This window comes from Curtobacterium sp. MCBA15_008, assembly GCF_001865065.1.
Taxonomy (GTDB): Bacteria; Actinomycetota; Actinomycetes; order Actinomycetales; family Microbacteriaceae; genus Curtobacterium.
This window is the reverse complement of sequence record NZ_MJGN01000010.1, coordinates 38,021-40,604: the sequence shown is the minus strand read 5'-3', so window position 1 is coordinate 40,604 and position 2,584 is coordinate 38,021. Positions and strand designations below refer to the sequence as shown.

Sequence of the window (2,584 nt, the reverse complement as noted above, 5' to 3'; positions counted from 1 at the left end):
CGGGCGCGGACCGGCGGGCGTTGGACCGGCGGCACGAGAACGGGGCGCCCCCGCACGATCGCGAGAGCGCCCCGGTGCAGCAGCCGGACCTACCGCTTCAGGTTCGTCAGCTCCTGCAGCACCTCGTCCGAGGTCGTGATGATGCGCGCGTTCGCCTGGAACCCGCGCTGCGCCACGATGAGGTTCGTGAACTCCTGCGACAGGTCCACGTTCGACATCTCGAGCGTGCCCGAGGCGAGCTGGCCGACCCCGGGCGACCCCGGTGCGCCGACGGAGGCGTTGCCCGAGTTCGCGGTCGCCCGGTAGCCGGACGCGCCGGTCTTCTCGAGGCCCGCGGGGTTGGCGAAGGTGGCGAGGGCGACTCGGCCGATGGCGAGCGAGGCCCCGTTCGAGAAGGTGCCGACGACGGTGCCGTCCTTCGAGATCGAGTAGCCCTGCAGCGAGCCGGCCGAGCTGCCGTTCTGCGACGCGATCGACGCCGTGTTGAGCGTCGCGAAGCCGGTGAGCTGGGTCATGTCGACGGCGATGTTCCCGACGGTCACGGTGCCGCCGGCCGTCAGCTTGCCGTCCGCACCGAACGTGAGGGACGAGGTCGCCTTCGTGCCCTGCCCGTCGCTCGCCTCGACGTCCCAGCCGGCCGCGGTGCGCGTGTATGCGAGGGACATGGTGTGCTTCGCGCCGGACGAGTCGTACACGGTCGCGTCGCGGGTGATGACGGCACCCACGGCGGTCTCGGACGGCAGGTTGCCGGTGACGCCGGCGGTGGTGGTGCGGACGGCGGGTGCGGCGGCGTCGAGCGGGAGCACGATGTCGCCGAGCTGGCCGTTCTCGTTCACGACGCCGTTCGTGGCCGGGTAGCCCTGCACGATCTTGCCGTCGGCGGAGACCAGGCGGCCGTCGGCGTCGAAGTCGAAGGCTCCGGCGCGCGAGTACACGGTGTCGTTGCCGAGGCGGGTGACGAAGAACCCGTCGCCGGAGATCATCAGGTCGGTTGCCTTGCCGGTGGCCTGGGCGGACCCCTGCGCGAAGTTGGTCGAGACGCCGGCGACCTGCACGCCGAGGCCGATCTGCGCCGGGTTCGTGCCGCCGATGCCGGTCTGCGGTCCACCGGCACCCTGGGTCATCTGCGACAGGGTGTCCTGGAAGACCGTCGACGACGCCTTGAACCCGACGGTGTTGACGTTGGCGATGTTGTTGCCGGTGACGTCGAGCATCTGCTGGTGCGAGCGGAGGCCGGAGATCCCGGAGTAGAGCGAGCGGAGCATGGTGCGTCCTTTCGGAGAGGCAGGAAGAGCAGGAAGAAGAAGGGGAAGGGGAAGGAGCGTGGTCAGGAGGCCGGAGCGGTGGTGGTGATGCCGGAGATCACGTCGAGGGCGACCTCCTTCCCGTTCACGGTGACCGTGGGCACGCTGTTCGCGTAGGACACGGCCGAGGCGGTGCCGGTGATCGGCTTCCCGCTGACGGCGTCGGTGTAGCTGACCTGCTTGCCGACGAGGTTGGCGGCGGCGATCCGCATCTGCAGCGAGAAGTTCTCGTTCGCCGTCGTGGTCTGGTTCGTGATCTGCTCCATCATCGCGAGCTGCGTCTGCTGGCCGATCATCTGGTTGGTGTCCATCGGTGAGGACGGGTCCTGGTTCCGCAGCTGCGTCACGAGCAGCTTCATGAAGACCTCCGAGTCCATGGTCTGGGACTTCTGCGAGGCGCTGTTGGCGGCGAGGGCCGCGGCCTGTGCGGCCTGGTCCACGGAGCCGGTGATGCCGTCGATCGGCATGGTCGTTCCCTTCGGTTTCGCCAGTGCGAGGTGTCGTCGCTCAGGCGAGGACGTCGAGTCCGACGCTGCGGACGGTGGGCGTGTGGGCGGTGCCGGGCGTGCGCGGGGTGGGTCGCGCCTCCAGGCCGGGGTCGACGCGGGGAGCCGCCGGAGCGGGCCGGTCGTCGTGACCGGAACGGGTGTCCGGCTGGTTCTGCGAGGACAGGTCGAGGGTGGTCGACAGGCCGGTGCCGGCCGCGTCGCGGCGCAGGTCGGGCAGTACCTGGCGGACCGCGTCGCGGCCCGCGTCCGAGGCCGCGAAGAGCTCGACGTGCATCCCGTGCGCGGTGACGTGCGCGCGGACGGTGACGGGCCCGAGCGCGTCCGGCGTCAGCTGGACGGTGACGACGTGCTCCCCCGGACCGGCCTGCGCGAGCGTGAACACGGGGCGGCCGAGCTGCTGGGCGAGGGGTGCCGGCGCGTTCGCGGCGGCCGCTCCGGAGGCCGCGGGGGCCGCCGTCGCGGAGGTGGTCGGCACCGCGAAGGGCGTCTCGGCACCGCGCGGTGCGGTCACGGACTGGAGGCCCGGATCACCCTGGCCCGGTCGGCCGCCGTCGTTCCCGTGGCCGGTCTGGGCGCCGCTCCCCGTGCTCCCGCCCGGCTGACCGCTCGGGCCGGTCGCGCCCGCTGCCGACGGTCCGGCCCCGGTCGCTGCGGTCGCGGAGGTGCTCGCCGGGCTGCTCGGGGTGGTGGTGACGGCGTCGACCCGGTCGGCCGTGGCCGCGAGGACGACGGGGGTGCCGACGGGGGTGCCGGCGGTGGCGGTGGCGGTGG

The 2,584-nt window shown here is 72.3% G+C and carries 3 protein-coding genes; all 3 read right to left on the bottom strand.

All coding sequences use genetic code 11. From position 1 onward, the window contains the following. Nucleotides 1-89: 89 nt before the first annotated feature. Complete coding sequence (locus tag BIU96_RS04515; RefSeq protein ID WP_071291424.1) at nt 90-1,265, bottom strand: flagellar hook protein FlgE; 1,176 nt, start codon at nt 1,263-1,265, stop codon at nt 90-92. 62 nt (nt 1,266-1,327) lie between these two features. After that, nucleotides 1,328-1,771 carry a flagellar hook assembly protein FlgD gene (locus tag BIU96_RS04510; RefSeq protein ID WP_071291423.1) on the bottom strand — a complete coding sequence of 148 codons (444 nt, stop codon included), beginning with the start codon at nt 1,769-1,771 and terminating at the stop codon, nt 1,328-1,330. A gap of 40 nt (nt 1,772-1,811) precedes the next feature. Continuing rightward, on the bottom strand, nt 1,812-2,584 hold a 773-nt coding region (locus BIU96_RS04505; RefSeq protein ID WP_175477456.1), incomplete at its 5' end, for a flagellar hook-length control protein FliK.

What these genes read in the sequence shown, in the direction of transcription:
- BIU96_RS04515 (WP_071291424.1), bottom strand. Translation starts at nt 1,265, where the DNA reads ATGCTCCGCTCGCTCTACTCCGGGATCTCCGGCCTCCGCTCGCACCAG.
- BIU96_RS04510 (WP_071291423.1), bottom strand. Translation starts at nt 1,771, where the DNA reads ATGCCGATCGACGGCATCACCGGCTCCGTGGACCAGGCCGCACAGGCC.